Below are 905 nucleotides of genomic sequence, written 5' to 3' on the forward strand. Positions count from 1 at the left end.
GATCGCCGCCGCGCTGGCCGTGCCGGCGGCGCTGCTGGCCGACGCCGCGCCCTGGTGGCGAGGGCACCACGCCGGCTGGTGGTTCGCCTCGGTGACCGGCCTGCTCGTCGTCGGCGGCACGGCGGCGGTCCGGTTCACCCCCGGGCACGACCGCACGCTCGGTCCGCTCGGCGCGGTCGCCGGGCTGGCCACCCTGGTGGTCGGCGTGGACGTGCTCACCGGCTCCCGGTTGCAACTCAACGGCGTGGTCGGCTACTCCGCCCTGGAGGGTGGCCGGTACGCCGGGCTGGGCACCGTCGGGCTGGGCGTGTTCATCGCCGGGTCGCTGCTGTGCGGCGGCTGGCTGGCGCAGCGGGTCCGGCGGACCTGGCGGCCGATCGTCATGGTCGCGGTCGGGGGTGCGGCGGTGGTGATCGTCGGCAGCCCGTACCTGGGCGCCGACTCGATCGGCGCGATCGCGCTCACCGCGGGCGTCAGCGTCGCCGCCGCGATCTGCACCGGCGGCTGGCTGACCGTGAGCCGCCTGGCCTGGGCGACCATGGCCGGGCTGGCGGTCACCATCGGGTTCGCGCTCGTCGACCTGGGCCGCCCGGCGGTCGAGCGGGGCAGCCTGGGCCGGTTCCTGGCCGCGCTCGGCGACGGCACCGGCGGGCTCACCGTGCACCGGTCCAGCACCTCGAACTTCCAGACGCTGGTGAACAGCCCGCTGACCGTGCTGGCGCTGGCCGGGGCGGCGCTGGTCTGGCTGGCCCTGCTCCAGCCCTGGGGCGGGCTGATGCGGCTGTTCGGCATCTACCCGGCGATCCGGGCCGCGATGGCCGGCACCGGCGTGGCGGCCGGCCTCGGCGGCGTGCTGGGCGGCTCGGCGCTGGACGTGGCCGGGGCGGCGGGGGCACTGGTGGTGC

General features: G+C 77.5%; 1 pseudogene. It reads left to right on the plus strand.

Going from position 1 to position 905, the window contains the following annotated elements:
- Nucleotides 1-905 (plus strand): annotated as a pseudogene (locus HUW36_RS33570) (hypothetical protein); the annotation flags it as partial.

The sequence above is a fragment of the Micromonospora maritima genome (genome assembly GCF_902825405.1).
Lineage (GTDB): Bacteria > Actinomycetota > Actinomycetes > Mycobacteriales > Micromonosporaceae > Micromonospora > Micromonospora maritima.